The sequence below is a fragment of the Nonomuraea sp. NPDC049028 genome, assembly GCF_043197735.1.
In the GTDB taxonomy this organism is placed as follows: domain Bacteria; phylum Actinomycetota; class Actinomycetes; order Streptosporangiales; family Streptosporangiaceae; genus Nonomuraea.
Map to the genome: position 1 here is coordinate 670214 of NZ_JBICTR010000006.1, position 24671 is coordinate 694884.

The window sequence follows — 24671 nt, forward strand, 5'->3', positions numbered from 1 at the left end:
CGCGGGTGCGATCGGCAACGGTATCCCTCATGACTGAAGGACTTTCCTGGGGGGCGGATGATCTTGTCGGCGGTCCCGTCGACAAGATTTTCGCCGCTCTCAGGAAAGCGTTCGCGGATATCGAGGTTGAGCGGATATCGAAAACCCATGCGGCCGACGACGACAACGTGTGGTTCATCAGGCGACGATCCGGGGCCATCGAACTGCAGCTCGATTCAATGCCTAATGGCGATCCCCCGTTCCTGCTGGAATCCGATTCCGGGCGAGCCGGCACGAGCAGCGTAGAAGAGGCGATCACGCTCTTGATCTCCTGGCTGTGGTAGGTGGTGCGATGAGCGCTAGCTCGAGCTTTCAAGGGCAAGATCTCGTTCGTATGAGGCAATGTGGATAAAGGCCTGTTCCTTCCCGGGGCGACGCCGGAAAATGTCCCGAGGTACGGCGAACCTTTCACCTCGATCAAGGGTCGAACATGATATGACTACCAGGAAGCAAGAAAAGAGCAGGAATCGCACACACGTCCGGCGAGTGCGACCTTCGGTGATGGGCGCCGTCGCCGCAAGAGTCGCGCTGACCGGCGTCGCCGCTATATTAGTGGCGGTCCTTACGTCGTTCTCGGCAACCGCCAGCGCGTCGTCCTCCGGAACAGCCAGTGCTTCCGGCAGCTCCATCAAAAACCGCTTCAGCGCCCTGTGCGTCGGCGTCGGCAGCAAGACCAAGAATTCAACTCCGGTGATCCAGTGGCGCTGTAACAAAGCGTCGGATGAGCTCTGGGACTGGGTATCGACCACGGATAGCCACGGACGCCGGGCGTTCTTCCTGCGGAACAACTACTCGAAGAAATGCATAGGCGTGGCGTCCAGCCTCAAAGACGGTGCCGGCGCCATCCAGTACACCTGCAACGGCGCCGTCGATGAGAAGTGGTGGTACAAAGACGGCGCCATAGTCAACGTCTACTCCGGTAAATGCCTCGGTGTGGCCTCGAGCCGCAACGCCGGCCAGCAGCTCATTCAGTGGCCCTGCTACCGGGACGCCCGCGACGAAAAATGGCGCCGTTGATGGGAAGTGGTGGGTACAAAGACGGCGCCATGATCAACCTCTGCTCCGGCAAACGCCTCTAGCAGCATTGCCTGCTAGCGACAGCATCCCCGCTAGCAGGCAAAAACCGGCCCTGACCAGGCTGATAGCAGGCAGATCGGAGAAGGGGCGGAAACCCGTTCAGGGGGCGGGTTCGATGCCGCCGACCGGCGGCGAACTGACCACGCGTCGCGAGTCAGATTCCGCTCACCCGGGAGATGTGGCGGAGAGCCTGCTCCTCGGCGAACAGGCGCAGGAGATCGGGCATCTGGTAGCGACCCGGTTCGGGGGACTCCAGGAGGCGGGCGTCGAGGAGCCTGTCGAGTAGCTTCTCGGCCTGGTCGGGCGCTGTGCCCGAGATCGTGGCGGCGAGGGGGATCGTCACCTGGGGCGGACGGCAAAGGGCGAGGCGGCGGAGCAGACGGGTCAGTTCCTGCCCGCCGGGATCGCCCTCCAGGTCGCGCAGGCTGACGGCGAAGGCGGAGCGAAGGGACAGGTCGTCTATTTGCAGTTCGTCCAGGCGGTGCTGTTCGTTCTCCAGCTTGTCCGCCAGCCAGCCCAGAGGCCAGTGCGGGCGGGACGTCAGGCGGGCGGCGGCGATGCGCACGGCGAGGGGGAGGCCTTGGCAGGAGCCGACGATTCGCCGGGCCCCGTCGGTGTCGGCTCTGACGCGTTCCTCGCCCGCGAGGCTGCCGAGCATGGCCAGTGACTCCTGCTCAGACAGGGCGTTCAGGTGGTGGACGGCGCAGCCCAGGGTCGTCAGGGAGCGGCGGCCGGTCATGAGGACGCCGCAGCGCTCGCCGGGGAGCAGGGGTTCGACCTGGGCCGTGTCCACCGCGTTGTCGAGAAGCACCAGCAGGTCGCGGCCCGACGTGAGCGAACGGAACCGGGTCGCCGCCTCCGCCGGTTCCGCCGGCACATCCGCCGGCGCGACGCCGAGGGCCCGCAACATCCGGGCCAGGGCTTCGGTGGGCTGGAGGGGCGTCGCTTCTTCGCGGGATCCTTGCAGGTCGACGTAGAGTTGTCCGCCGGGGAAGTGGTCGCGTAAGCGATGTGCCAGATGAATCGCCAGTGCCGACTTGCCCATGCCGCCGCCCCCGGTGATCACGACGGCACTCGACCCGCCGGGGTCGGTCATGAGTCGTTGCAAGGACGCCAGATCCCGCTGCCGCCCGGCGAACGTCGGGACATCCCGGGGCAGTTCCCAGGGTAGTTCCAGGGACGGTGATGCCGAGGCGGGGCCGTCCTGAGTGGCGCCGGAGATGGCTGCGGGGCGGGGGGAGGCGCCCGTGCCGGGTAAGGATCTCCCCTCGAGAATGGCTTGGTGGAGTTCTCGCAGGTCAGGGCCGGGCTCCAAGCCGAGTTCCGCCCTGAGCGTCTGCCGCGCCCGCCGGTAGGACTCCAGGGCGTCGGCGCGCCGGTCGGCCGCATACAGCGCCCGTATGAGCTGCGCCCACAGGCCCTCCCGCAAGGGATGCTCCCTGGTCAAGCCCTGGAGCCCGTGGATGAGCTCGGGCCCCCGCCCCTGCAGCAGGCCCGCCTCGATGCGGGCCTCGGTGGCGGTGAGCCGGCGTTCGCCCAGCCTGCTCACCTCGGCGCTCACCACCGCAGTGGGCAGGGTGTCGGAGTACGGCTCGCCGCGCCACAGGGCGAGCGCCTGGGAGAGCAGTCGGTGGGCCTCCTCGGCGGCACCTTTGACCAGCGCGGTGCGCCCCTGCGCGGTCAGCGCGTCGAAGCGGGCGACGTCGGTCTCGTCGGCGGCGCGGCGAATCTCGTAGCCGGACGCCCGGGTGACGATCGTCTCGCCGCCGTCGTCGCCGAGGGCGCGCCGCAGCTGCAGGATGTAGCCCCGGAGCAGAGTGGCCGCCGTCGGCGGTGGTTTGGCCGGCCACAGCTCGGCGATCATGCGTTCTGTGGTGATCGGCCGCCCCGCGCCGATCGTCAGCAGGGCCAGCAGGGTTCGGGGGCGCGGGCTGGGGATCGGAGCCCAGTCGCAACCGGTCCAGAACCGCATCGGCCCGAGCACCTGTAATCGCATATGGACCCCCGTCGCCTCCCCGATGCGGCGCCCCCGCCGACACCAGGACGATCTGCCCCTGCGGAGCGGAACGTGCCTCCACACCTTCGTCGAGTTTGTGAAGGACAACGCTTTCCCCGGTTCCTGGCCAGGCTGCCGCAACACGTCGGCACCATCCAGAGGTTTCCGCCTGAGTGCAAAACTCCAGTTCAAGGGGCCAAGCGACTGCAGTGACTCCCATTCGGCCGCGGACACGACAACGGCATGTTCTCCGCGTTATGCGATACCTAGTGGCATACTGAACCCATGTCCCTGCCGCAGCCCACAGACCCGACGATCAAGAAGTCAGTGACGCTACGCCGCTCGCTCGCCGAGGAGATCGAGAGCCGGACCGGTCCTCGCGGGTTCTCCCGCTTCGTCGACCAGGCCGCCGAATACGGGCTGGCCTTGTTGAAAGCCGAAGAGATCGTCGTCGACCACGAACGTAGAGCCGGTCCGTTGTCCGATGAAGTCATGGAAGAGGCCAGGCGGGCATGGTCCGGCGAGTAAAGCACGCGGGGGCCTCGTTCCCTACGCCGTTGCTCGTACTGGACGCCCAGCCTTTCTCTCTGCTCGGTGAGGACGATCCGAAGGTCGTGGCGCGGATCGCTGTCGCCCGGGAGGAAGGGTTCATCCCGGCGATCAGCGCTGTGACGCTCGCTGAGGTTCGCCGCACGGGCGCGGTCGGCAGGCGGCTCATATGGCAGCGGGCGCACCTTACCGTCATACCTGTGACCGAAGGCATAGCAGACCTTGCCGGGCTGTTGCTGGAGGACGCGGGCCTGGACGGGCATGAGTGCGTCGTGGACGCCTTGGTCGTGGCTTCCGCCGCGGCGGGCAGCGGACCAGCCAAAGTGGCCTCGAGCGACGGCTCGCATATTCCCAAACTGGTTGCCGCGGCCAGGCTCAGACGTGATTCGCCGATCGGGTGGGTGCCCGTCTGACTTGATCGACGCCGACCAGCCTCGGGGCCGCCGGTGCTTCTCCGGAGCGGGCGACCAGGCCGCTGGCCAGAGGTGAGGCACCCCGAGTCCGGGGTGCCTCACCTGTTCAGCCGCTGGACCTCAGTAACCCAGCCGCTTCAGGTCCGGCTGCTCGAACGCCATCTGCGGAATGTCACCCCGGTAAGGACCCGTGATGACCGGCGGGACGAAGGTCTCCTTGATCGTACGGGCGTTCACCCAGCGGATCAGGTTGAAGATCGAGCCCGCCTTGTCGTTGGTGCCCGAGGCGCGGGCGCCGCCGAACGGCTGCTGGCCCACGACCGCGCCCGTCGGCTTGTCGTTGATGTAGAAGTTGCCCGCCGCGAAGCGCAGCCGCTCCGAGGCCGAGGCGATCGCGTAGCGGTCCTGGGCGATGATCGACCCGGTCAGCGCGTACGGCGAGACGCTCTCCATCTGGTCGAGCACCGCGTCGAAGTCGCCGTCCTCATACACGTGTACGCCCAGGATCGGCCCGAAGTACTCCTTGACGAAGATCTCGTCCGTGGGGTCGGCGCACTCGAGGATCGTCGGCTTCACGAAATAGCCGGTGGAGTCGTCATACGAGCCGGTGAGCAGGTCGATGTTCGAGGCGCCGCGCGCTCGGTCGATGGCCGCCTTGTGCTTGGCGAAGGCCCGGTCGTCGATGACCGCGCCCATGAACGTCGACAGGTCGCCCGCCACGTCGCCCACGGTCAGCGACTCGGCCGCGGAGACGAAGTCGTCACGCATGCGCGACCAGACCGAGCGCGGCACGTACGCCCGCGACGCCGCCGAGCACTTCTGGCCCTGGTACTCGAAGGCGCCCCTGACCAGCGCGGTGGCGAGCACGGCCGGGTCGGCCGACGGGTGGGCCAGGACGAAGTCCTTGCCGCCGGTCTCGCCGACGAGACGCGGGTAGCCGCGGTAGGAGGCGATGTTCGCGCCGACGGTGCCCCACAGGTGCTGGAAGGTCGCCGTCGAGCCGGTGAAGTGGATGCCCGCCAGCTGCGGGTGCGTGAGCGCCACCTCGGAGACCGCCTGGCCGTTGCCGGTGACCATGTTGATCACGCCCGGCGGCAGGCCCGCCTCCTCCAGCAGGCGCATCGTGAAGTGCGCCGCGAACTGCTGCGTGGGCGAAGGCTTCCAGACGACGACATTTCCCATCAAAGCCGCCGACGTCGGCAAATTTCCGGCGATGGCGGTGAAGTTGAAGGGAGTGATCGCCAGCACGAAGCCCTCGAGCGCCCGGTATTCCATCCGGTTCCACACCCCGGGCGACGACGCCGGCTGGTCGGCGTACAGCTGCCGCGCGTAGGCCACGTTGAACCGGAGGAAGTCGATCAGCTCACAGGCCGAGTCGATCTCCGCCTGCTGCGCCGACTTCGACTGCCCGAGCATGGTCGCGGCGTTCAGCGTCGCCCGCCACGGCCCGGCCAGCAGGTCGGCCGCCTTGAGGAAGACCGCCGCCCGCTCGTCGAACGACAGCGCCCGCCAGGCCGGAGCCGCGCGCAGCGCGCTGTCGACGGCGTCCTGTACGTCCTGAGCCGTGGCGTCCTGAATGCGGCCGAGGACGGAGGCCTTGTTGTGCGGCTGCACCACGTCGATCGGCGCGCCGCCGCCCAGCCGCCGCTCGCCGTCGATCGTCATGGTCAGGTCGATCGAGGACCCGGACAGCTCCTTGATCCGGTTCTCCAGCGTCGTACGCTCCGGGCTGCCCGGCGCGTAGCCGTACACCCGCTCGTTGGCGGGAACGGGCACGTTGCTGATGGCGTCCATTTACTTACCCCCAAGGGCACGAAGGAAGAAGGCGACGTTGGCGGGCCGCTCGGCCAGGCGGCGCATGAAGTAGCCGTACCAGTCGTCGCCGTAGGGAACGTAGACGCGGACGGTGTGACCGGCCCCGGCGAGGTCCTCCTGCCGGTCGGTGCGGATTCCGTACAGCATCTGATACTCGTAGGACCCGAGCCGGCGGCCGAAGCGGTCGGCGAGCAGCTCGGTGATCGAAATGATCCGGTCGTCGTGCGTCGCCACCATGGGGTACCCCTGCCCCGCCATGAGGGTTCGCAGGCATCGCACGTACGCCTTGTCGACCTCGCTTTTGCCCTGGTACGCGACCGAGGCGGGCTCCCGGTAGGCGCCCTTGACCAGGCGTACCCGCGAACCCTCGACCGCCAGCGCGCGGCAGTCGTCCGCGCTGCGGAACAGGTAGGCCTGGATCGCCACGCCGGTCGACGGGAAGTCCGCGCGCAGCTTGCGCAGGATCGCGAGCGTCGAGTCGACGGTGGTGTGATCCTCCATGTCGAGCGTCACGGTCGAGCCGTTGGCGTCGGCCGCGGCGCAGATCTCGCGGGCGTGCTCCAGCGCCATCGCGTCGTCGAGCCGCTGCCCGACGGCCGACAGCTTCACCGACACCTCGCCCCGGGGGCCGAGATCGAGCGGGCGCAGCGCGTCGAGCAGCGTGATGTACGCCTTCGCGGTGGCCGCCGCCGCGCTCGCGTCGCGGGTCTCCTCGCCGAGATGGTCGACGGTGACGGCGAGTTTGGCGTCGCGCAGCCGTTCGATGGCGGTCCGGGCCTCCTGAACGCTCTCACCGGCGACGAACCTGTCGACGACCTTGCGGGTGAGGGGGAAGCCGGATACCGAGCGGCGTACCAGCGCGCTCCGGGAGGTGGCGAGTAGCAGTTGACCCAGCATGTTCTCAGCCTAAAACCGCAGCTCACAACCGGGCCATCGACGCGCGTAACGCCACTTGTGGCAGGCTGTCATACAAATGCACAACTCGGCAGATCTACAGGAGACCGTCGACGAGCTCGCCCGCCTGCTGGGGGCGTCCGCGACGCTGGAGGACCGCTCGTTCCGCCTGCTGGCATATGGTGCGCAGCACGGCGACATCGACACCGTCCGCCAGGAATCGATCCTGCGCAGGCGCGCCACCGGCGAGGTCCGCGACTACTTCGAACGCTACGGCATCGCCCGCGCCCACGGCCCGGTCAGGATCCCCGCGGACGCCGACCTCAAGGTCCTGGCCAGGGTCTGCTGGCCGCTGCGCCACGGCGAGGTCACCTACGGCTACCTGTGGCTGCTCGACTCCGGCAGCCTCACCGAGGCGGCGCTGAGCCGGGCGGCCCCGCTCGTGGCCAGGGCCGCCGCCGCGCTCGCCCAGGAGGCCAGGAGCCGTCACGACCTCGGCCGCGGCCTGCGCGCGCTGCTCTCGGCCGACCCTGAGGAGCGGGCCGGCGCCTCCATCGAGGTACTCGGGCCCGTCACCGCGATCGCCGTGCGCGAGTCGGAGGAGCGCGTCGCCGCCCTCTGGACGCTGCCGCGCGGGGTGCTGGCCCGCGCCGGCTCGCCCGTCGCGCTGCTCGCCCCCGCGCACCTGGCCGCCGAGGTCGCCCAGACCCTGCAGAACGCGTACGGCACGGCGGCCGGCACCGGCGCCCCCCGGGCGGACCCGGCGGACGCCTGGCAGAGCTGGCGTGAGGCGCGGCAGGCGTTGCGCGTCGCCGAGCACTTCCCCCGCTTCGCGCCCGTCGCCCGGTGGGAGGACCTGGGCGTGCACCGGCTGCTGGCCCGGCTCGGCCAGAGCGACCTGCGCGAGCTGGCGGCCGAGACGGCGGCGCTGGACGCCGAGCTGGCGCACACCGTGGAGGTCTACCTGGACCACGGCGGCCACGCCCAGAAGACGGCCGCCGAGCTGGGCATCCACCGCCAGACGCTCTACTACCGGCTGGGCAAGGCCGAGCGGACGCTGCACCGGGACCTGTCGGAGGGAGACGACCGGCTGACCATCCACCTGGGCCTCAAGGCGGCCCGCCTCCTGGCGCCTTAGTCGGCGGGTCTTACAGGTGGCTGAGGGCGGAGGTGTCGCCGGGCCCGCCGCGTTCGGTCAGCCCCTTGGCGACCCGCTGCCGGTGAGCGTCGTCCTTGTGCCCGTCGTACTTGAACTTGCCGCGGATCTCCTCGATCGCCAGCCGGATCCCCTGGATGCCCGACAGCAGCCGCGGCATCCGGGCCGGATCGCCCTGCCCGGGTTCGAGGTCGGCGAGCTGCTCGCGCAGGATCTCCAGCTTGCCCTCGGTCTCCTTGACGATCTCGGCCCGGCAGATCAGCTGGACGGAGGAGTAGAACGTGGTCGGCACGCCCAGCTCCGGCTCGACACCGGGCTCGGCCCGCCACCGGCCCGGGATGTAGGCCCAGGGGCCCGCCACCGACATGACCACCTTGGGGTTCTCGTCGATCGCCGCCCAGATCGGATTCGGCCGGGCCAGGTGGAGGACGATCGTCCGCTCGTCCACGAGCAGGAACTGCGTCGGCACCACGACGGGCACCTCACGGCCGCGGCCCGCGGCTATCAGGTGCCCGAACTGGTTGTCCTTCACGTACGCCAGGGACTGCTCGTCGGTGCCCGCGTCCCAAGGGTGAATCAGCATAAAAGGAACTTTAAGCGCAGGCGAGTTCGTACACCCGCACCAGCTCCTGGCTGACCCGCTCCCACGAGTAACGCGAACGGGCGCGGTCGGCGCCCGCGTAGCCGAGCGCGGTGCGCAGCGTCGGGTCCGTCAGCAGTTCGCGGGCCAGGCGCGCGGTCCGCGCGGGGCGGTCCGGCGGCACCAGCAGGCCGGTGACGCCGTCGATGATCGAGTCGAGGTGCGCGCCCACGGCCGAGGCGATCACGGGTACGCCGCAGGCCATGGCCTCCAGCGCGACGATCCCCGTCGTGGCCTCACGTGGCACCGACACCACGGCGTCGGCACTGCGCATGAGCTTGGGTACCGCGGTCCGCTTGACCTGCCCGAGCAGGGTCACCCGGTCGGCCACGCCGAGCTGCTGGGCCAGGGCGCGCAGGCGGCGTACCTCCCGGTCGCCGTCGAGCAGGTCCGGCTCGGGGCCGCCCGCGAGCACCAGCTCGACGTCCTGGAGGCCCTGCAGCGCGCGGATGATCGTGGGGGCGCCGCGTTCGGGGGTGAGCGGGCCGAGGTGCAGCAGGCGCTTGCGGCTGCCGCGCGTGGCGACCGGGCCCTGGCGGTGGAAGCGCTCGGTGTCGACGCCGTACGGCACGATGGCGATGTTGTGGCGCGGCACGCCGAGCCGGATCAGCGCAGACTCCTCGTCACCGGAGCCGGCGATGACCGCTCTGGCGCTGCGGCCGAGCGCGCGCTCCAGCTTCAGGTGGGCCGCGTCGACGGTGTGGAAGGTCTGGGTGACCGGCACCCCCAGGCCGTTGGCGCCCGTGACGGCGGCGAGGCCGCCGGTCCAGGAGTGGGCGTGGATCACGTCCGGGCGTTCCTGGCTCCAGCGCCGGCTCAGATATTGGCCGACGTCCTTGAGGTACGGCATGACGTCGGCGGGGGCGAGATCGCGGGCCGGGCCCACCTCGATGTGCTCCATCATCACACCCGGGGCCACCCGCGTCCTGGCCTTGCCCTCGGCACTGTCACGACGGGAGTAGATGGTGACGTGGTGCTCGCGTCCCAGTTCACGCGCTACGGAGAGAATGTGGTGACGCTTGTTACCGGTAGCGGAAGCGACGATCGCGATATTCATGGCACACCTCAGCGTGAAAACAGCTTTCAAGGTGTGCCTGCGTCTTAGGCACGTCGTTCTTCCCCCGACCTTACCCAAAGATGGCTCAACCGCAAACCCCCGCAGAGCCGACACCGCTTAGACGCCGCGCAGAGCCAGCACCACGATCTCGTCCCAAACCTGTCCGCCGGAGAACGCGTGCCGGTCCGCCTCGACCGCCTTCACGATGGTCGTAGGCGCCTGACCGGCGCATCTGCCCAGCACGTCGGCCAGCCGCTCCTCGCCGTACGGCTCGCCGACCTCGTTCCTGGAGGAGATCAGCCCCTCGGAGTAGAGCAGCAGCGTCTCACCCACCGCGACGGTCAGCTCCTCGGACTCGGTCTCGGCCTCCGGCGAGATGCCCAGCGGCACGCCGCCACCCGAGGCGAACCGGACGCTCCCGTCGGGCAGCAGCAGCGCGGCCGGATGATGCCCCGCGGACGACAGGCGGATCCTGCGGCCCCGTACGAACCCGGCCACGACCATCACGAACATGCCGGTCCCCTGCGTCACCAGGGCCTCGTTCACCTTGCGCAGCACCACGTCGGGATCGGACTCCCAGACGCTGAGCACCCGGACCCCGCCCCTGACCATCGCGCTGACCGACGCCGCCTCCTCGCCCTTGCCCGCGGCGCCGCCGAGGGCGAACGCCCAGCCGTCCGCGACGGGGAAGACGTCGTAGAACTCGGCGCCGACCGACGCGCCGGGATTGTAGATCGCGGCGGCCTCGTACCCGGGCACGTCCGGCAGGTTGCGCGGCGCGACGGTGGCCGACAGCGCGTCGGCGGCCCGCGAACGGCGCTGGAAGCTGCTCTGCGCGCGCACCGCCAGCCCGAGCTGGAGCCCGACCTCCTGCATGACCCCCAGGTCGGCCAGCGTGAACGGCGGCCGGTCGTGCGACCTGACCAGCGTGAGCACGCCGTCGCCCGGGCCGATGGGCACGCACAGCATCGAGCCGGCGCCCATCGCCGTCAGCAGCGGCCCGTCGGAGCAGAAGCCCAGCAGGGTCTCGTCGTCGACCATCTCGTGCACCACACCGGAACCGCGCTCCAGCACCTGGGTCACCACGTGGCTCGCGGCCGGCGGGGCGGACTCGATCTGGCGTACCAGGTCGCCCAGCGGGTGGTCCTTGGGCGCCACGACGGCCGCGCGGCGGGCCAGACCGTCGCGTACCACGTCCGCGATCACCCAGTCGGCCCAGCCGGCCGCCAGCAGCCGCGTCGCCCTGGGCAGCGCCACAGGCTGCCGCAGCGCCTCCTCGTCCAGCAGCAGCGTGGTCATCGTGGCCAGCAGGTCCTGGCGCTTGGCCGCCGCCAGCAGCAGCGCGCCGTCGGACTGCTCGGGCCGCCGCGCGCCCGGCTCGGGCAGCTGTACCTCGGTCGGCAGCGCCACGGCCGCCACCATCTGCTGCGGCTCGCCGGGCATCGTCAGCCTGGTCAGAGCCACCTGGACGGTATGGGTCCGGCCCTGGTGCGCCAGCCGCGACTCGAACGCGGCCGGCTGCCCGGTCTGCAGCACCGACATCAGGTGCGAACGGAACGCCGCCCGCCGCGACACGTCCACCAGCAGCGGGAACGACCGGCCGACCAGATAGCCGTCGGGGCTGCCCAGCATCCGCGAGGTCTCGGGGTTGATCCGCCGGACCACCCCGCCGCCGTCCAGCACGATCACCGGCACGGGGAAGGCCCGGTAGACCTGGCGCAGCAGCTTCAGCTCCCGCTGGCCCCCGTCCTTCTTGCCGCCCTGCCGCTTGGGCGCGTTGCGCAGCGCTTCACGCGCCTCGGCCAGCAACTCGGCGGCGGTGTCGAGCTCGGCGAGTGCCGCGTCTAGAGTCGGCGCAAGGTCGGAGGGGTAGGCCGCCCGCGCCTCGCGCAGGGAGGAAACGCGTCCGGACAGAGCGTCCAGGGCGTGTTCGAGGCCGGGCATGGTCATTCTCTGACGCTACGCCACGCTGGATAATGCTAGCTATAAGGGGTAGGGCTTGCTTGCTATGAAATCAACGGCGATGATCACCCCCGGACTTGCCCGTGACCTGGCGACTCTCGGGCGGCTGGGCGAAGACAACTCAACGGAAAGTGTGCTGCGCGGTCTGACCACCGCGCTGGCCGACGGAGTCCCCGGTTGCTCGGGCGGTTCCGCCGAGCACTGGCGGGACCAGCGGGTGCTGGTGTCGGGCTCGCACAGCGAGCTCATCATGCTGGTCGAAGGCGAACGCGACATCGGCGAGGGCCCGTCGACCGACGCCAGGCTGACCGGCGGCCGGGTGGTCGTGACGGACGTGCTCAGCGACTCGCGCTGGCCACGCTACGCCCCGCTCGCCGCCCGCTGGGGGGTGCGCTCGGTGCTCACCGTGCCGATCCGGCTCGACCCGGTCCTGCTGGTCATCGGCCTCTATTCGGTACGGCCGGCCGCCTTCTCCCCGCAGGCCGCCCAGGCGCTGGCCGACATGCTGACCGAGCAGGTGGGCGTGGCCATGGCCAACCTGTGGGACTTCGAGGAAGCACGTACGGACGCCGCCCAGCTCCAGGAGGCCCTGGCCGGCCGCTCGGTGATCGACCAGGCCAAGGGCATCATCATGAAGACCAGCGGGTGCTCGTCCGAGGCGGCCTTCGAGGAACTGCGCCGGATCTCACAGCACCACCAGGTCAAGGTGGCGGACCTGGCCAGGCTCCTGGTCGACGAGCATCAGAAAAAGTCCCGCCGCTAGTGGCCCTAGGGGAATGTGCTCAGCCAATGGCGGCCAAGGCGTCGTCGAGCGTGTCGTACAGCGGCAGCCGCTGCGCGAGCCCGGTGATCCACATGACCTTTGACTTTGAATATTCCACGCCGACCAGGGCAAACCTGGCACCCGACGCCAGGCTGGTCTGCCAATGGTGGACGATCAGGCCGAGCGCGCGCGAGTCCATGAACGTCACTCCGGCCAGGTCCAGGATCAGCTCGGAACCCGCCAGAGAGAGGTAGTCGGCGAACTGCTCGCGCGTCGTGGCGTCGAGCACGCCATCGACCTTGATCACCGTGATCTCGTCCACGGTCGACGACGTAAGGCTCAGGGCCGTCACCGCCCCTTCGCCGTTCTCCGGCATTGTCACGGGGCAACCCTACTGTCACCGCACGAAGGAGGAATACTTCTGCGGTGAGGGGGGACACTGGATCCGAAGTCCAGCAGAGGGCTTCCGTCTCGGATGTAGAGCGAGGCAGGCCTCTGCATGGGCTTTTTCTGCAGGTGGAGGCGGCCCTGCGATCCATATGAGGAGCAGCCATGGCTGTGCGGGAATTCGTCCTCGAGGAGTTGACCGCCGAAGAGTTGCTGGCCGAAATGGCCGGCGAAGCCACTACCGACAGTCACCGCGAACGCCTGAGAGAGCGCATCGTCGAGATGCACCGCTCGCTCGCCATGGAGATCGCCAGACGCTACCGCTACCGCGGCGAGCCTCTGGAGGATCTTCTGCAGGCCGCGTACGTCGGCCTCATGAAGGCCGTCAACGGCTTCGACCCCACTCTCGGCCATGCCTTCAGGGGCTACGCCGTCGTCACGATGACCGGCGAGGTCAAGCGCCACTTCCGCGACCGTACCTGGGCCATCCGGGTGCCGCGGCTCTACCAGGAACGCCGCTCCGAGCTGAACCGGCTCGTCGCCGACCTCAGCCAGGACCTGGGACGCTCCCCGACCGTGGCCGAACTGGCCGCGAAGATGAACATCAGCGAGGAGGACGTCCTGCTCACGCTCGACGCCTCGGCCGCCTACAGCACGCTGTCGCTCGACGCGCCGCTCGGAACCGAGGACGACGCCGCCTCTCTCGGCGACATCATCCCGGAGGACGACGATACGTTGGGCAAGATGGTCGACCGGCAGGCCGTCAAGCCGCTGATCGACGCACTGCCGTCGCGTGAGAAGCACATCCTGCTGCTTCGCTTCTTTGGGAACATGACTCAAGCCGAAATAGCGGCAGAGTTCGGCATCTCGCAGATGCATGTATCGCGAATCCTCCGTAAAGTGCTGGACCAGCTACGTAGTGAGCTAGTCAGCTGATTAAGGCGGTTACCGGGTGAACGAGGATGTCGATCCTCAGGCGGGCTCCATCAGCCCGCCACCGGGCGCGCCGGTGAAAAAGCTGAGCTTCCGGTTGCCGGACCTCCCGCGGGTGCGCCAGTTCGCCGCGTCCGAGGCCCGCGAGGTGGGCATGGCGGAGGAGGCGGTGGGCGATTTCGTCATCGCCGTCAACGAGGTCGCCACCAACGCCGTCACCCACGGCACGGTCGACGCCCAGCTCCGCACCTGGGTCCACGACGGCGAACTGGTGGTCGAGGTACACGACGAGGGCACCTGGAAGCCCGGCCCGATGCCCGGCTCGGTCGGCGGGATGGGTCTCTGGGTGGCCCGCCTGCTCTCCTCGGACCTGTCCCTGCGGGTGGGCGGCGAGGGCAGCACGGTCACCATGCGCTTCCCCAGCAAGACCTGATTTCACCAGACATGAATCGACATGCGCGCGCGACGCCTCGTGATCATCTCGTGATCATCGAGTGCGCCGCGCGCTGTCGTGCTGTGTGTCCGCTGTCGGCGTTTGTTATCGGCGGGTACGGCCTCGCCAGCCGCCGTAGCTCTTGACGCTGGCCGTGCCGATGCCCGCCTGGTGCAGCGCCAGCAGGGTGAGGCCGAGCAGCATGAACGTCGTGCCGGAGATCCCTGACCCGATGCTCACGTTCAGCAGGTCGAGCAGGAAGCCCAGGCCGAAAATGATCGCCGCGACTATCGCCAGCATGTCCCGTTACCTCGTTCCGTAGGCCGTATCGGTTGCGTGGCTCGTCTCATGGCCGGTTGCGGGACCGGTCGCGTGGCCTGCTTCGTGGCTTGCTTCGTGGCCTGAAAGGGTGAGCAGCCGCTCCAGCACGACCCGGTAGTCGCGCAGGGCCAGCCGCAGCTGCTCGGTGTCGTCAGCGCCCTTCCAGCGGTCGCGCAGCTCGCCCGTACGAGCCGTAAGACCGCTGGTGATCGCCTCGACGACCTCTTCGACCAGTCCTTCGGCCCGCTGGACGGCGTCACTGGGGTCGTCCACGAACGAGGTCTGCAGCTCGCGCCAGCGACCCTGCACTTCGGCCGGGTCCTGGTCGAACAGGACGACGGACTGAGGGGCGGCGTGGGCCGGCGCGCTCTCCACCACCATGGGCTCGCCGGGCACGTCGTCGGTGTACTCGGGCTCGTCGCGCACCGGGTCCGGGCTCAGACCCGGCTCGGGCTCGGCCAGCATGTCGCCGCCCATCGGGGCGTACGGCTCGTGATGGCGAGCCCCATTCCCCTCGTCGTTCTCTTCGTTCTCTTCGTTGACGATCGCCCGCGACCGCTCGTCACGGACGCCGTCTTCCTTGCTGAGGTCGGTAGTGGGGGTGTCGTTCGCGCGGAAGTCGTCCCTGGGGGCGTCATCGTCATCGGTCTGGTCCGCCCGTTGCGACGGCACTTTCAGCTCGTCGCTCGTCATATCGGTCACCGTCCTCGCGTGGTCTCTTGTAGGAGCTCTTCGAAGAGCGCGCGGTAGTGCACCATCGCCTGACGGAGATCCTCGGTAGAGGCCTCCTTCCTGGCGGCGCGCCCGCTGATCTCGTGGGCCGCCCGGTAGTGGTCCAGGGTGGCACCGTGCCCGACGGACAGATCGGACACCCGCTGCTCGAAGTCATCCGTGGGGTAGCCTCGCTCCGCCATGACCGCCGCCACCAGCTGGTCGGCCTCGGATACCGCGAACCCGGGGGCGTCGACGAAGCGCTCCTGCACCTCGTTCCACCGGGTGGCGTAGCTGTCACGTGACTCCTCCGGCAGGGGCCGGATGTCCAGCTCGGAGTGGCGCTGCTCACGGGCGAGCAACTCCTGCTCCGCGTCGCGTCTGCTGTCGTGCTCCGCCATCAGGCGTTCGTACTCGGGGCCGAAACGTGCGCGGAGGCGGCTGCGGCGCTGCTGCTGCAACACCACGTAGCCGACTGCGGCGAGGGCCACCACCGCGACCACGACGACGACCACCCAGATCAAGGTGGACATAATGTTCGCCTCCGGTCTCTAACGTCGAGACCAGCGACTGCCCCCGTAGGAGCGCCCGAAACGCCGGTGTCAGCGGCCTTCCAGAGCTTTCCTGGCCGCTTCCAGCACTGTCGCGACGTGTGAGTCACCAGGGGCGGCGGGGACCTCCCTGAACCCGCTCACGCTGTCGTAGCCGACGTCGAGCCCGGCATCGACAAGCCGCTGCGCCCACCGCAAGGCGGTGTTCAACCGCTCGGCCGCCGGCGGCTTCCCCTGCGCGGCGGCGGACAGGTTCCGCAGGTTCGTGGCGGGCCCGGACTGCGCGTGCTTCCGCTCCAGCTTCCACGGTACGGCCCGGCTGTGATCGAGCATCGGCTTGGCCAGGCCCGCGGCCCGCTTGGCCTGCAGCACCCCGGACTCACTGACCCCGAAGTGCGCGGCCAACTCCTGCACGTTCATTCCCTCGGCGACGAGCCTGGCCAGCTCACTCCGATCGACGGTCGGCCTGCGCCCCACGAGCCCCTCCTGCTGAGTACACGTGCGGTTCTGATGTGCGCTAAGGTTATGACGTCTCGCCCCGCAGGGGGTGATCGACACAACCGGGACGTAGCGCAGCTTGGTAGCGCACTTGACTGGGGGTCAAGGGGTCGCAGGTTCAAATCCTGTCGTCCCGACCAGGTTTTCTCTGGTCGAGCAGGGTGTCACTCGTTAGGGTGGCACCCTTTCGCATTTGTGGGTGACTACCGGCAAAGTGGGTGTCCATCGCCGCAGCTCCTTGCAGGAGTACGGGGCGGATCTGCTTGCGGTAGACGGCTTCGGTGACCGCCGTGCCGCTGTGGCCGACAAGGCGGGCGATGTCTTCCAGGGGGACGCCCGAGTCGGAGAGCAGCGAGACGAAGCTGTGGCGCATCTCGCGGGGCGTCCAGTAGTAGGCGGGCATCCCGGCGTCCTTGACGATCTTCCGGAACGCTCTGCGTACGTTGTGCGCGTCGAGGGATGTGCCGACGAGGGAAGCGAAGACGAGACCATGATTTTTCCACTTCTCGCCTGCCTCCTTCTTGTCCCTGCGCTGCTGCTCCCGGTGCGCCTTGAGCGCTTCCACGCAGCGCTTGGGCAGCGCTAGTGATCTCCGTGAGCGCTTGGTCTTGGTGTCGCCTCCTTCGCGCACAGAGCGCCACACGGCGATCCACGGCGGGATGTCCTTGTCCGGATCGCCGACCAGATCGACCTCCTTCCAGGTGAGCGCCCGCAGCTCTTCCGTGCGGGCACCGATCAGCAGCGAGAGGACCACGTAGGCGTACAGGCGCGAGCCTTCAGCCGCGTCGAGGAGAGCCGTCGCCTGGTCGAGCGTGAGGGACTTCGACGGACGACCCTCCTTGCCCTCGGGGATCTCGCAGAGACCCACGACGTTGCGCTTCACCTTGTCGCGGGCCTGAGCGAACTTCACCGCGCGGTTCAGGCACGAGTGGAGCAGCCGCACCGTTCGGGCGGCGAGCACCTTGGCCTTGCCGACGAGCCACCGGTCCACGTCTTCGGCGCTCAGCTCCCGCAGCTTGCGCGCGCCCAGGTCGGGGATGATGTGCTTGTCGCACAGGGTGCGGTAGTTGGTGACCGTGTTCTGGTTGCGGCCATGTAGACCATAGGCAAGCCAGCTCGTCACGGCGTCCGCCACGGTGTAGTTCGCCGGGCCGCTGGCAAGCCCGTCCTCGTGGTCGCGGATGATCCCTTTGAGCTTGGCCTTGGCTTCGGTCTTGGCCTTGCCGCTGGCCTTCTTGACGATGCGCTTGCCGGCCGGGGAGTAGCCGACCGTCACGGAGGCGATCCAGCGTTGCCGCGTCTCGTCCCAGTGCAGGCCGCCGTCTCCTCGACTGCGTCGTTCGGTCATGAAGCCTCCTGTTCGAGTAGGGAGATGTAGTCCTCTATGGCTGAGGCGGGGATGAGCCGGGCGCGCCCCTGGGTCACGGAGCGGAGGCGCCCTGAGCGGATAAGTTCGTAGATCACACTTCGACTGAGGCTGAGCAGGTACATGGCCTCGCAGACGCGGTAGAGCCGCCGGTCGTGGGCGGGTAGGGGTGGGGTCATCCATCCCCCTGCTCTGCCGCGATCTTGCGGGCGATCTGGACACGCTGGCGAATGTGTTCGGCCATGATCGCTTCGCCCGGGGTGTAGCCGATTCCGGCGAAGCGCCAGTGACCCAGAACGAGCGTGGTGGCGTCACCGAGGGCGGGCAGGCCGTGACGCTCGCAGGCTTCGGCCGCACGATGGGCGGCACGAGCATTGCGCAGGTCGGTGAGGTTGAGCGAGTAGGCACGGCTCTTGCTGGAGAAGTGGCCGCGAAAGCCGAGCATGTGCGCCCAAGGGCGGAGCCGCAGCGCCCTGAACTCAGGACGTCCGCCGAGGTCCCAGCAGGTGCGGATCATGCGGCGCGCGTGGTCGGTGACGGGCAAGGCATCAAAGCTCAGGCCGGGCTTGAGGCCCGTGCCGTGGCAATGCCCGCAGGCGGCCATCAGGCTCAGCCGTCCGCGTCCGGCGCAGGCCCGGCAGGACAGGCGATGATCGACGGTGCCGGAGGCTTCGGCACCCTTGGTGGCGTACTTGGCGATATAGGAGGCGACGGCTCGCTCGCTGAGCCCGTCGGCGCTGGGGTCGAACAGGATGGGGCGGATGTCGAGCTGATCGCCCCAGGTGAGGGTCCACCGGCCGAGATTGCTCGGCGGGGTGGTGACGGTGACTTGATGGGCGGCGGGTGGGATGGCCTGGGTGAGCAGGTGGTGGTCGGCCCAGTCGGGTGGCGGCTGGTTCGGTCCGGCGGGGCCGTCGAGGCGAATGATGGCGTGGAAGTGGATCAGGCCGCGCCGCTGGTACTCGGCGACCTTGGCGAAGGACACCTTGGCATGCTGGGCGAAGGAGCGGCGAGTCATCCCGGTCTGGTTGGCCAGCTCCTGGCGGATGGCCAGGGTGAAGCGGTGCCACAGCGCGCCCGCGTGTGCCTGCCACAGCACCGCGCCCGTGTAGTCGTAGCAGTCGGGACAGATCGGCTGGCCGAGCCGTTCGTCCTGGGGCTCGTGTCGGAGGTGGCAGCCGACCGGCCGCCCGTGCTCGCACCGCCTGTCGCGGTTGCGGGGACGGCAGGGACGGCCGTCGCGGTGAGAGTGGACGGGGCCGAAGGAGGGGGCGGTCAGAGTGACGAACGCCCGCGGGTGCGCGCTGACCGTCTCGGGTACGCCCTTGCCGCCGGACAGGCCTGCCCGGATGAGGTGGAAGGTGTCGGCCTGGTAGGTCTGCGAGCACGCCGGACACACCGACGCGCGGCGGTTGCCGCAGGCCACCAGGAGATGTCCCGAGGGCTCACCATCGGTTGTGTACGCGTGCAGGATCTCGCCCGTGCCGGCGTCCACGATCATCGACTGTCCGGCCAGGTGCACCGGATGGGCGCACCCGCTGATCGCCGCGACCATGGAGCGCCACCGCCCATAGCCCGGCGCGTTGATCAGGCGGGCCAGATCGGCCATCCACTCGGCGCCGGATGGCTGATCGTCGTGCCGTTCCTCCTTGCTCATAGGGCACCACCTCCTTCGCTGGACCACTTGTACTACAGGTTGACAGACATGGTGCTTGCTGGTCAACCTGTAGTACAAGTAGTCCTGAGGATTTACCGAGGAAGGCGCACCATGGAGACCAGCACCTACGACAAAGACGCCCGCTGGCGCGTCATCGCCACCGACCTACGAGCCGCCATTCTGGACGGGCGCTATCCCCCCGGCGGCGCACTGCCCAGCGAACCCGAACTCGTCAGGAAGTACGACGTCTCCCGCCCCACCGTCCGTAAGGCCATCGACACCCTCGTCTCCGAAGGGCTGGCCTACGTCATGCGCGGACGTGGCTCCTTCGTCCGCCCTATGCCCGAACGTCGCACCATCCTCATCACCGACCGAGACCGGCCCGACCTCGCCACCCCCGGCAACCACCCGGACGTCCAAGCCTTCGGCTGGGACCTCGCCCCACGCGACCAGGACGCCCCGCTGTTCACCGGCGAGAAGACCACCGCCAACCGCGACGTCGCGATCATGCTCAGCGTCCGCCCCGGCCACCCAGTCATCCACCGCCGCAGCATGTGGCACCGAGGCCACACCGCCGCCATCCACGGCGCATCGGCCCGCCTGGAGATCAACTCCTACACCAACGCCGACCTGCTCCCCGACTGGGACGACCCCAAGCGCCACGCCCAATACCGCAAGCGCCCCGGCTCCTTCTACCAGTCACTCATCCGCGAACACGGCCCCGTCCGATGGATGACCCTCACCACCGCACGCATCGCCTACGAAGACGAACGCACCGCACTCGGCATGGACTACGCCGAAGCCGTCCTCATCATCCGCCGCACCATGGCCCACCCCAACGGCCACCCCATCGAAGTCACCGAGGTCAAAGCACCCGCCAACCGCTACGAGATCGGCTACCACCGCGAACTCGCCGACAACGCCGAAGCCGACTTCACCCCGCAGGAACTCAGCGACAACGGCATAGACCTCGTGATCTAGTGGCTCGTCTCGCTTCGTTGACCAAGTAATCGACGTGCCGCCCGGCGGCCAGCAGACTATCTCGCCGAACCGAAGAAGCTCCGCTACCGGCTGCTGCCTGCAGCCGCTCGCATCACCCGGGGCGGTCGCCGCTTCCATCTGCGCATCTCCGCAACCTGGCCCTGGCGAAACGAGCTGACCAGCGCATTCGTAGGCCTCACAGCCATGCCCCGGCCAGCCACCTGAAGCATGACAGCGCCCCTGCCCGCCCACCACCCGAGGAACCCTGGAGAACCCGACCCGCGCGTCGGGCCACGGCCATGCCTGCCGACGAAAAGCAACCGAACCACCACTGCACACCAGCTCAGACCGGCTCAGCCACTCGAAGCGAAACAGGGAGGCTAGGCGGATTCTTCGCCCGGCACCTTAGCGAGTTGCACACCACGCAGGCTGAGCAGCACCAACCCAGCGCACCCGCAGACGAGCGCGATGTCGGCGACGTTACCCACGAACGGGCCGTAGTCGATGAAGTCCACAACATGCCCGCGGCCCAGGCCGGGCTCGCGGAAGAGTCGGTCGCCCAGGTGGGATACCGCACCGCCGAGCAGCACGCCCAGCACGAGCGCCCAGCCCGCCGAGGCCAGTCGGCGTGCGGTGTAGAGAATGCCGACCATTGCCGCTGCCGTTGCCAGGGTGAACACCCATGTCGCCTCGATGCCTATGGAGAACGCGGCGCCAGGGTTGTACAGCAGCCGGAAGTAGATCAGAGGCGGGATCACGGCGACGCGCTCGCTGTCGGACAGCGCGGAGACCGCCCACAGTTTGGTGAGCTGGTCCGCGAGCAGGACTACCGCCGCCAGTATGAGCATCACGCCGTACAGTCGGCTTGAACCCCGCGCCAACCGCATCATCATGGCCTCCGTGCGTAGCGATATCCGAACCAAGATTCCCTGAGACTATCGGCCCCTTCGCCGTGGCAAGGTGCACGTTGCCGCCGTGGGGCAATCGGCTGAGCTCGTGGATTGTCAGGCAGCCTTGGCCGGGTATTCGGTCCACTGACGGATCGATGACTCGGGCGCGAAGCGGGTCTTCGGCTCGGCTCGGCTGTTCCGCCAGCGGATGTAGGCGGCGATGGCGGCGTTCTGCTCGTCGTGGGTGCGATGATCGGTGCCGTTCAGCGCGAAGTAGCGCAGGGCTGCGAACTCGGATTCGATCCAGTTCAGCCAGGATCCGTAGGTCGGCAGGAAGACCAGTTCGACGTCGTTGTCGGCGGCCCAGGCGCGTACCTCGGCGTGCCGGTGCGGGGAGAAGTTGTCGAGCACGATGTAGAGCTTCTCCCCAGGCCAGCGCTCTCGCAGGGCCTTGAGCAGGCCGAGGAACTCGCGCCACCGTTTGCGCTTGCGGATCCGGTAGTAGATCTTGCCGGTGGCCAGGTCGAGGGCGGCGAGCATGTGCATCACCCCGCCGTAACGGTTGTAGATCGCCCGCAGGCGGCGGGGCCTGCCGGCCGGGCGCCAGGCCTTGCCTTTGCGCGGCTGGAGGTTCAGCGGGCCGAACTCATCGACGGATATCACCCGGCAGTCGGTGGGCGGGGTGTCGTATAAGGCCAGGATCCGGTTCATCTTGGCGATGAAGTCCGGGTCGGTGGAGGCTTTCCAGGTGGTCGTGGTCTGCCAGGAGACCTTGCCCTCGCGCAGGATCCGCCGGAGCGTTTCACGGCTGATGCGGGGGACCACGAGCCGTTCGGTCAGGTGGTCGGCGAGCTTGGCCAGGCTCCAGGTGGCGAAGCCGGTGATGCCCCAGTCGGCGGGGGACGTCAGGGCGATCAGACGGATGTGCTCACGCACCCGCTCACTGATCCCCTTCGGGCGTCCCCCGCTCCATTTTGGGTCCAGGGCGTCGAACCCCCGCTCGTTGAACGCGTGGATCACGTCGCGGACGTAGTCCTCGCTGACCTGCATCAGCGAGGTGATGTCCTTTGCCGTCTGGCCCTGGGCGGACATTAGCACCACGATCGCCCGCCGCAGCCGCACCGGATCCTTCGACGTCCGGGCTGACCCGCTGCAGCCTGCGGCCCTCCTCCATGCTGACCGGCCGGACGAACACACTCGGTCGACGCCCCACGACCCAGGGCCGAAGCGTTCTCAGGTCGTGAGACCGAGTAGGTGCATGCCATCGGCTGGGTGGCTGCGGTAGTAGTCGGCGGCGGAGGCGATGTTGGTCCAGCCGAGCAGGCGGGCCAGGCCGATGGCCAGGTTGCGCAGGCTGGCCATGATGCGGGGTGCGGTGCCGGTGCGGACGCGGGAGGCGTCTTCGCGGTAGGTGACGTCGCGGATGTGGTGCAGGGCTTCGATGCTCCAGTGGCCGCGGATCAATGCGGCGAGCTGAGTGTGGGTGATCCGGCCTGGTGGCAGGCTCGTGATCGCGTAGATCGTGACGATGGTGGTCTTGCCGGTCCTGCGGTCGGTACGGCGGCGTTTGACCTGGATGGCCTGGGCGGCGTGGGGAAAGGGCAGGCCGGGCCGGACGGTGCAGATCTTCATGCGGCGGATCTCGCGGCGGCCGTGGCCGGTCTCGTCGGTGCGGTCGTTGAGGATGGCCTCGCGCCAGGGTAGGGCCTTGAGCCTGCGCAGGAGCGTGGGCTGGTTGCCCTTGACGACGAAGAGGTAGTGGCCGCCGGCCGCGATGATCTGCTGGGCGTGGTCGTGCTGGGTGTGCAGGGCGTCGGCGGTGATCACCACGCCGGTCAGGTCCAGGCTGCGCAGCAGGGGTGTGAAGGCGGGGATCTCGTTGCTCTTGGCCTCGATCTGGCGTTGGGCCAGGACGGTTTGAGTGTCGTGGCGGATGGCGGCCAGCAGGTGGACTACGCCGTCGCGGGTGCGGCTGCCGCGCAGGGTCTTGCCGTCCACGGCTAGGCCGAGCAGGGGCGTTCGGGTGGATGTCGCCTGTTCGGTGGATGTTGCCTGTTCGGGTGGCCGGCAGGCGGCCAGCGCGGCGAGGTAGCCGCAGGTCACGGCGTCGAAGGCGTCGCCGTCCAGGCGGGCCAGCAGCCGTCCCAGGATGGAGGCGGCCGGTCGCGTGGTGGCCGGAAGGCCGAGTTGGATGCGCAGTCCGGGGTCGTACCCGGCGATGAACCTGGCGAGCTGCGCCAGTGATGTCGCTCCGCTGAGGACGGCGAGGAGGGTTAAGGCGAGGAGTGGTCCGAGCCGGTAGCGGCGTCCTCTGCGGCTGCGGGGGTCGGGCACGGTGTCCAGTACCGCGGCCAGAGTGGGCAGGTCGATGGCCGGGTCGGTGAGGGTGACGTGCTCCAAGTGGCGACAGAGCACGTCGATCGGGGATGATGGCACGCGAACGCGGCCCCTGTTCTTGATCGACTGGCTAGACACCGCCGATCATCAGGGGTCGCGTTTGTCATCTCCGCACCGGGGCGCCCTTACTCGGCCACTCGACCCAGGGGTGCAGCAGTCTCACCAGCCGAGAACGCAACGGCCTTGCCCCACGACCACCTCCAAGATCGATCACTGGAGATAGTCTGCTGGCCGCCGGGCGGTACGTCGATTACTCGGTCAACGATGCGAGACGAGCCACTAGTTGTCACTGCCAGCCGTGGGATACTTTTGGCCTTCCTAGACGGTCTCAGTGCAATCCTCGTCGTTTTGCGACGAAGGTGCATCGCATGGGTGACCAGCCGAACGAAAGAGGTGCCGTGGTCAATCCCTTATTGGGGCGCAGCCCTTCTAGGCCAAGAGTCAAGCGTGATATCTCGTTCATTCTTCAGAAAACGCGTGAAGGCAAGGTACGCGAAGCGACTCTTATCGACGATGAGCAACGCATCTCCGTCTCCACGATCGATGGTCAGAAGTGGTACGCCCACTATGGGCCACCCGGCCTCTCTCAGGAGGCACTCATGGAGGAGCTAATCAGGGCTGACGCGCTCGGCAATCTCAAGGTCACTGTTGAGGTGTCTGTGTGGGGCATGAGACCCGACAGCACAGGTCTGACAGCACAGGTCTGAGTGGCTCATAGTTTCTTTACTGGTTCAAGGCCGCCCGCCTGCGGCGGTCGGCGTGCGTCAGGCGGTGCTGGGCGCGCTGCGGCTCTTCGGCCGGTCGCGCCCAGCACCGCTCACGCGCCGACACCGGCGTTCGAGCCTCTTCCCTGGCCGGGCGCTCTGGGTCACAATTGCACCAGCGTCCTCGTGCCAGGCTAATGCCTGTACCCTCCTACCGAACAGCGAAATATGGCAATCACACAGCGCACAAGAAAGCTCCTCTGGGCACGCAGCGCAAACATGTGCGCCTTCAAGAATTGCGTACAAGAGTTGACTTATACGCTTAATAAGTCGTCCAGTGACCTAAGTCATCATATAGTGCTTGGCGAGGAAGCTCATATCGTCGCTCGTGAAGATAACGGCCCACGAGGGAATCCCTCGATGCCTGCCAGTGAACGGGATTCATATGAGAATCTGATCCTACTTTGTCCAACCCACCACG

The 24671-nt window shown here is 68.3% G+C and carries 27 protein-coding genes, 1 tRNA gene and 2 pseudogenes; 13 read left to right on the plus strand and 17 right to left on the minus strand.

Going from position 1 to position 24671, the window contains the following annotated elements:
- The first annotated feature begins 29 nt into the window (after positions 1-29).
- Together ACGFJ2_RS26400 and ACGFJ2_RS26405 are read left to right on the plus strand one after the other, a co-directional pair.
- Positions 30-323 (plus strand): hypothetical protein, encoded by a 294-nt coding sequence (locus ACGFJ2_RS26400; protein ID WP_357945804.1) that lies wholly within the window; start codon positions 30-32, stop codon positions 321-323.
- 217 nt (positions 324-540) lie between these two features.
- Positions 541-1056, plus strand: a complete 516-nt coding sequence (locus ACGFJ2_RS26405; protein WP_357945807.1) for an RICIN domain-containing protein — start codon at positions 541-543, stop codon at positions 1054-1056.
- Between the two features lie 214 nt (positions 1057-1270).
- Here ACGFJ2_RS26405 and ACGFJ2_RS26410 read toward each other — a convergent pair whose 3' ends face one another.
- Positions 1271-3112 carry a BTAD domain-containing putative transcriptional regulator gene (locus tag ACGFJ2_RS26410; protein ID WP_393472452.1) on the minus strand — a complete coding sequence of 614 codons (1842 nt, stop codon included), beginning with the start codon at positions 3110-3112 and terminating at the stop codon, positions 1271-1273.
- A 285-nt stretch (positions 3113-3397) separates the two neighbouring features.
- Here ACGFJ2_RS26410 and ACGFJ2_RS26415 point away from each other — a divergent pair, with 285 nt between their 5' ends.
- Positions 3398-3640 carry a hypothetical protein gene (locus ACGFJ2_RS26415; RefSeq protein ID WP_393472455.1) on the plus strand — a complete coding sequence of 81 codons (243 nt, stop codon included), beginning with the start codon at positions 3398-3400 and terminating at the stop codon, positions 3638-3640.
- Positions 3641-3669: 29 nt separating this feature from the next.
- On the plus strand, positions 3670-4074 hold the full coding sequence (locus ACGFJ2_RS26420; protein WP_393472457.1) for a hypothetical protein: 405 nt from the start codon (positions 3670-3672) through the stop codon (positions 4072-4074).
- A 120-nt stretch (positions 4075-4194) separates the two neighbouring features.
- Here the strand turns inward: ACGFJ2_RS26420 and pruA are convergent, their stop codons facing one another.
- Positions 4195-5868, minus strand: coding sequence for an L-glutamate gamma-semialdehyde dehydrogenase (gene pruA / locus ACGFJ2_RS26425; protein ID WP_357945813.1), 1674 nt, complete (start codon positions 5866-5868; stop codon positions 4195-4197).
- Positions 5869-6786, minus strand: coding sequence for a proline dehydrogenase family protein (locus ACGFJ2_RS26430; RefSeq protein ID WP_393472460.1), 918 nt, complete (start codon positions 6784-6786; stop codon positions 5869-5871).
- A 76-nt stretch (positions 6787-6862) separates the two neighbouring features.
- On the opposite strand from ACGFJ2_RS26430, the gene ACGFJ2_RS26435 reads away from it, so the two are divergent.
- A complete protein-coding gene (locus ACGFJ2_RS26435) occupies positions 6863-7921 on the plus strand; it encodes a helix-turn-helix domain-containing protein (RefSeq protein ID WP_357945817.1) in 1059 nt (352 codons plus the stop codon).
- A gap of 10 nt (positions 7922-7931) precedes the next feature.
- Here the strand turns inward: ACGFJ2_RS26435 and ACGFJ2_RS26440 are convergent, their stop codons facing one another.
- The 3 genes from ACGFJ2_RS26440 to ACGFJ2_RS26450 form a co-directional block, all read right to left on the minus strand.
- Complete coding sequence (locus tag ACGFJ2_RS26440; RefSeq protein ID WP_393472463.1) at positions 7932-8522, minus strand: FMN-binding negative transcriptional regulator; 591 nt, start codon at positions 8520-8522, stop codon at positions 7932-7934.
- 10 nt (positions 8523-8532) lie between these two features.
- Positions 8533-9636 carry a glycosyltransferase gene (locus tag ACGFJ2_RS26445; RefSeq protein WP_357945823.1) on the minus strand — a complete coding sequence of 368 codons (1104 nt, stop codon included), beginning with the start codon at positions 9634-9636 and terminating at the stop codon, positions 8533-8535.
- Positions 9637-9753: 117 nt separating this feature from the next.
- Entirely contained in the window at positions 9754-11586 is a 1833-nt protein-coding gene (locus ACGFJ2_RS26450; protein ID WP_357945825.1) for a SpoIIE family protein phosphatase, read from the minus strand.
- Positions 11587-11659: 73 nt separating this feature from the next.
- On the opposite strand from ACGFJ2_RS26450, the gene ACGFJ2_RS26455 reads away from it, so the two are divergent.
- On the plus strand, positions 11660-12361 hold the full coding sequence (locus ACGFJ2_RS26455) for an ANTAR domain-containing protein (RefSeq protein WP_393472467.1): 702 nt from the start codon (positions 11660-11662) through the stop codon (positions 12359-12361).
- 19 nt (positions 12362-12380) lie between these two features.
- Here the strand turns inward: ACGFJ2_RS26455 and ACGFJ2_RS26460 are convergent, their stop codons facing one another.
- Positions 12381-12737, minus strand: coding sequence for an STAS domain-containing protein (locus ACGFJ2_RS26460; RefSeq protein WP_357946367.1), 357 nt, complete (start codon positions 12735-12737; stop codon positions 12381-12383).
- A 176-nt stretch (positions 12738-12913) separates the two neighbouring features.
- Here ACGFJ2_RS26460 and ACGFJ2_RS26465 point away from each other — a divergent pair, with 176 nt between their 5' ends.
- Positions 12914-13684 carry a SigB/SigF/SigG family RNA polymerase sigma factor gene (locus ACGFJ2_RS26465; protein WP_358180840.1) on the plus strand — a complete coding sequence of 257 codons (771 nt, stop codon included), beginning with the start codon at positions 12914-12916 and terminating at the stop codon, positions 13682-13684.
- A gap of 16 nt (positions 13685-13700) precedes the next feature.
- Positions 13701-14114 carry an ATP-binding protein gene (locus ACGFJ2_RS26470; RefSeq protein ID WP_357945833.1) on the plus strand — a complete coding sequence of 138 codons (414 nt, stop codon included), beginning with the start codon at positions 13701-13703 and terminating at the stop codon, positions 14112-14114.
- A 105-nt stretch (positions 14115-14219) separates the two neighbouring features.
- On the opposite strand, the gene ACGFJ2_RS26475 is transcribed toward ACGFJ2_RS26470, so the two are convergent.
- From ACGFJ2_RS26475 to ACGFJ2_RS26490, 4 genes are all read right to left on the minus strand, one after another.
- Positions 14220-14414: a hypothetical protein gene (locus ACGFJ2_RS26475; protein WP_219538302.1), complete on the minus strand. Its 195-nt coding sequence runs from the start codon at positions 14412-14414 to the stop codon at positions 14220-14222.
- 6 nt (positions 14415-14420) lie between these two features.
- Positions 14421-15128: a hypothetical protein gene (locus tag ACGFJ2_RS26480; protein ID WP_393472472.1), complete on the minus strand. Its 708-nt coding sequence runs from the start codon at positions 15126-15128 to the stop codon at positions 14421-14423.
- 5 nt (positions 15129-15133) lie between these two features.
- Complete coding sequence (locus tag ACGFJ2_RS26485; RefSeq protein WP_357945838.1) at positions 15134-15679, minus strand: hypothetical protein; 546 nt, start codon at positions 15677-15679, stop codon at positions 15134-15136.
- 69 nt (positions 15680-15748) lie between these two features.
- The gene (locus ACGFJ2_RS26490; protein WP_357945841.1) at positions 15749-16174 is read right to left on the minus strand and encodes a hypothetical protein; all 426 of its coding nucleotides are present in this window, start codon (positions 16172-16174) and stop codon (positions 15749-15751) included.
- A gap of 84 nt (positions 16175-16258) precedes the next feature.
- Between ACGFJ2_RS26490 and ACGFJ2_RS26495 the strand changes: the two genes are divergently transcribed.
- A tRNA-Pro gene (locus ACGFJ2_RS26495) sits at positions 16259-16335 on the plus strand.
- Here ACGFJ2_RS26495 and ACGFJ2_RS26500 read toward each other — a convergent pair.
- Genes ACGFJ2_RS26500 through ACGFJ2_RS26510 form a run of 3 tightly spaced genes read right to left on the minus strand, consistent with a single transcriptional unit; the run spans position 16314 to position 19218 of the window.
- A complete protein-coding gene (locus ACGFJ2_RS26500) occupies positions 16314-17543 on the minus strand; it encodes a tyrosine-type recombinase/integrase (protein WP_393472476.1) in 1230 nt (409 codons plus the stop codon). The two genes, ACGFJ2_RS26495 and ACGFJ2_RS26500, sit on opposite strands and share 22 nt — an antisense overlap.
- Positions 17540-17740 carry a helix-turn-helix domain-containing protein gene (locus ACGFJ2_RS26505; RefSeq protein ID WP_393472479.1) on the minus strand — a complete coding sequence of 67 codons (201 nt, stop codon included), beginning with the start codon at positions 17738-17740 and terminating at the stop codon, positions 17540-17542. The genes ACGFJ2_RS26500 and ACGFJ2_RS26505 overlap by 4 nt, the downstream gene beginning before the upstream one ends.
- Entirely contained in the window at positions 17737-19218 is a 1482-nt protein-coding gene (locus tag ACGFJ2_RS26510) for a replication initiator (protein ID WP_393472483.1), read from the minus strand. Before ACGFJ2_RS26510 ends, ACGFJ2_RS26505 begins: the two co-directional genes overlap by 4 nt.
- A 111-nt stretch (positions 19219-19329) precedes the next feature.
- Here ACGFJ2_RS26510 and ACGFJ2_RS26515 point away from each other — a divergent pair, with 111 nt between their 5' ends.
- Both ACGFJ2_RS26515 and ACGFJ2_RS26520 read left to right on the plus strand, forming a co-directional pair.
- Positions 19330-20199, plus strand: a complete 870-nt coding sequence (locus ACGFJ2_RS26515) for a GntR family transcriptional regulator (RefSeq protein ID WP_393472486.1) — start codon at positions 19330-19332, stop codon at positions 20197-20199.
- Positions 20200-20262: 63 nt separating this feature from the next.
- Positions 20263-20424: pseudogene (locus tag ACGFJ2_RS26520) on the plus strand (IS1380 family transposase); the annotation flags it as partial.
- A 155-nt stretch (positions 20425-20579) separates the two neighbouring features.
- Here the strand turns inward: ACGFJ2_RS26520 and ACGFJ2_RS26525 are convergent.
- The 3 genes from ACGFJ2_RS26525 to ACGFJ2_RS26535 all read right to left on the minus strand — a co-directional run bounded on the left by ACGFJ2_RS26525 (position 20580) and on the right by ACGFJ2_RS26535 (position 23489).
- Positions 20580-21092, minus strand: a complete 513-nt coding sequence (locus ACGFJ2_RS26525) for a signal peptidase II (RefSeq protein WP_393472489.1) — start codon at positions 21090-21092, stop codon at positions 20580-20582.
- 111 nt (positions 21093-21203) lie between these two features.
- Positions 21204-22211 (minus strand): IS630 family transposase, encoded by a 1008-nt coding sequence (locus ACGFJ2_RS26530; protein WP_393472491.1) that lies wholly within the window; start codon positions 22209-22211, stop codon positions 21204-21206.
- A gap of 111 nt (positions 22212-22322) precedes the next feature.
- Positions 22323-23489 (minus strand): ISAs1 family transposase, encoded by a 1167-nt coding sequence (locus ACGFJ2_RS26535; RefSeq protein WP_393472494.1) that lies wholly within the window; start codon positions 23487-23489, stop codon positions 22323-22325.
- Between the two features lie 365 nt (positions 23490-23854).
- Here ACGFJ2_RS26535 and ACGFJ2_RS26540 point away from each other — a divergent pair, with 365 nt between their 5' ends.
- Entirely contained in the window at positions 23855-24193 is a 339-nt protein-coding gene (locus tag ACGFJ2_RS26540; RefSeq protein ID WP_393472497.1) for a hypothetical protein, read from the plus strand.
- Between the two features lie 276 nt (positions 24194-24469).
- Positions 24470-24670, plus strand: a pseudogene (locus tag ACGFJ2_RS26545) (HNH endonuclease); the annotation flags it as partial.
- Between the last annotated feature and the right edge of the window lies 1 nt (position 24671).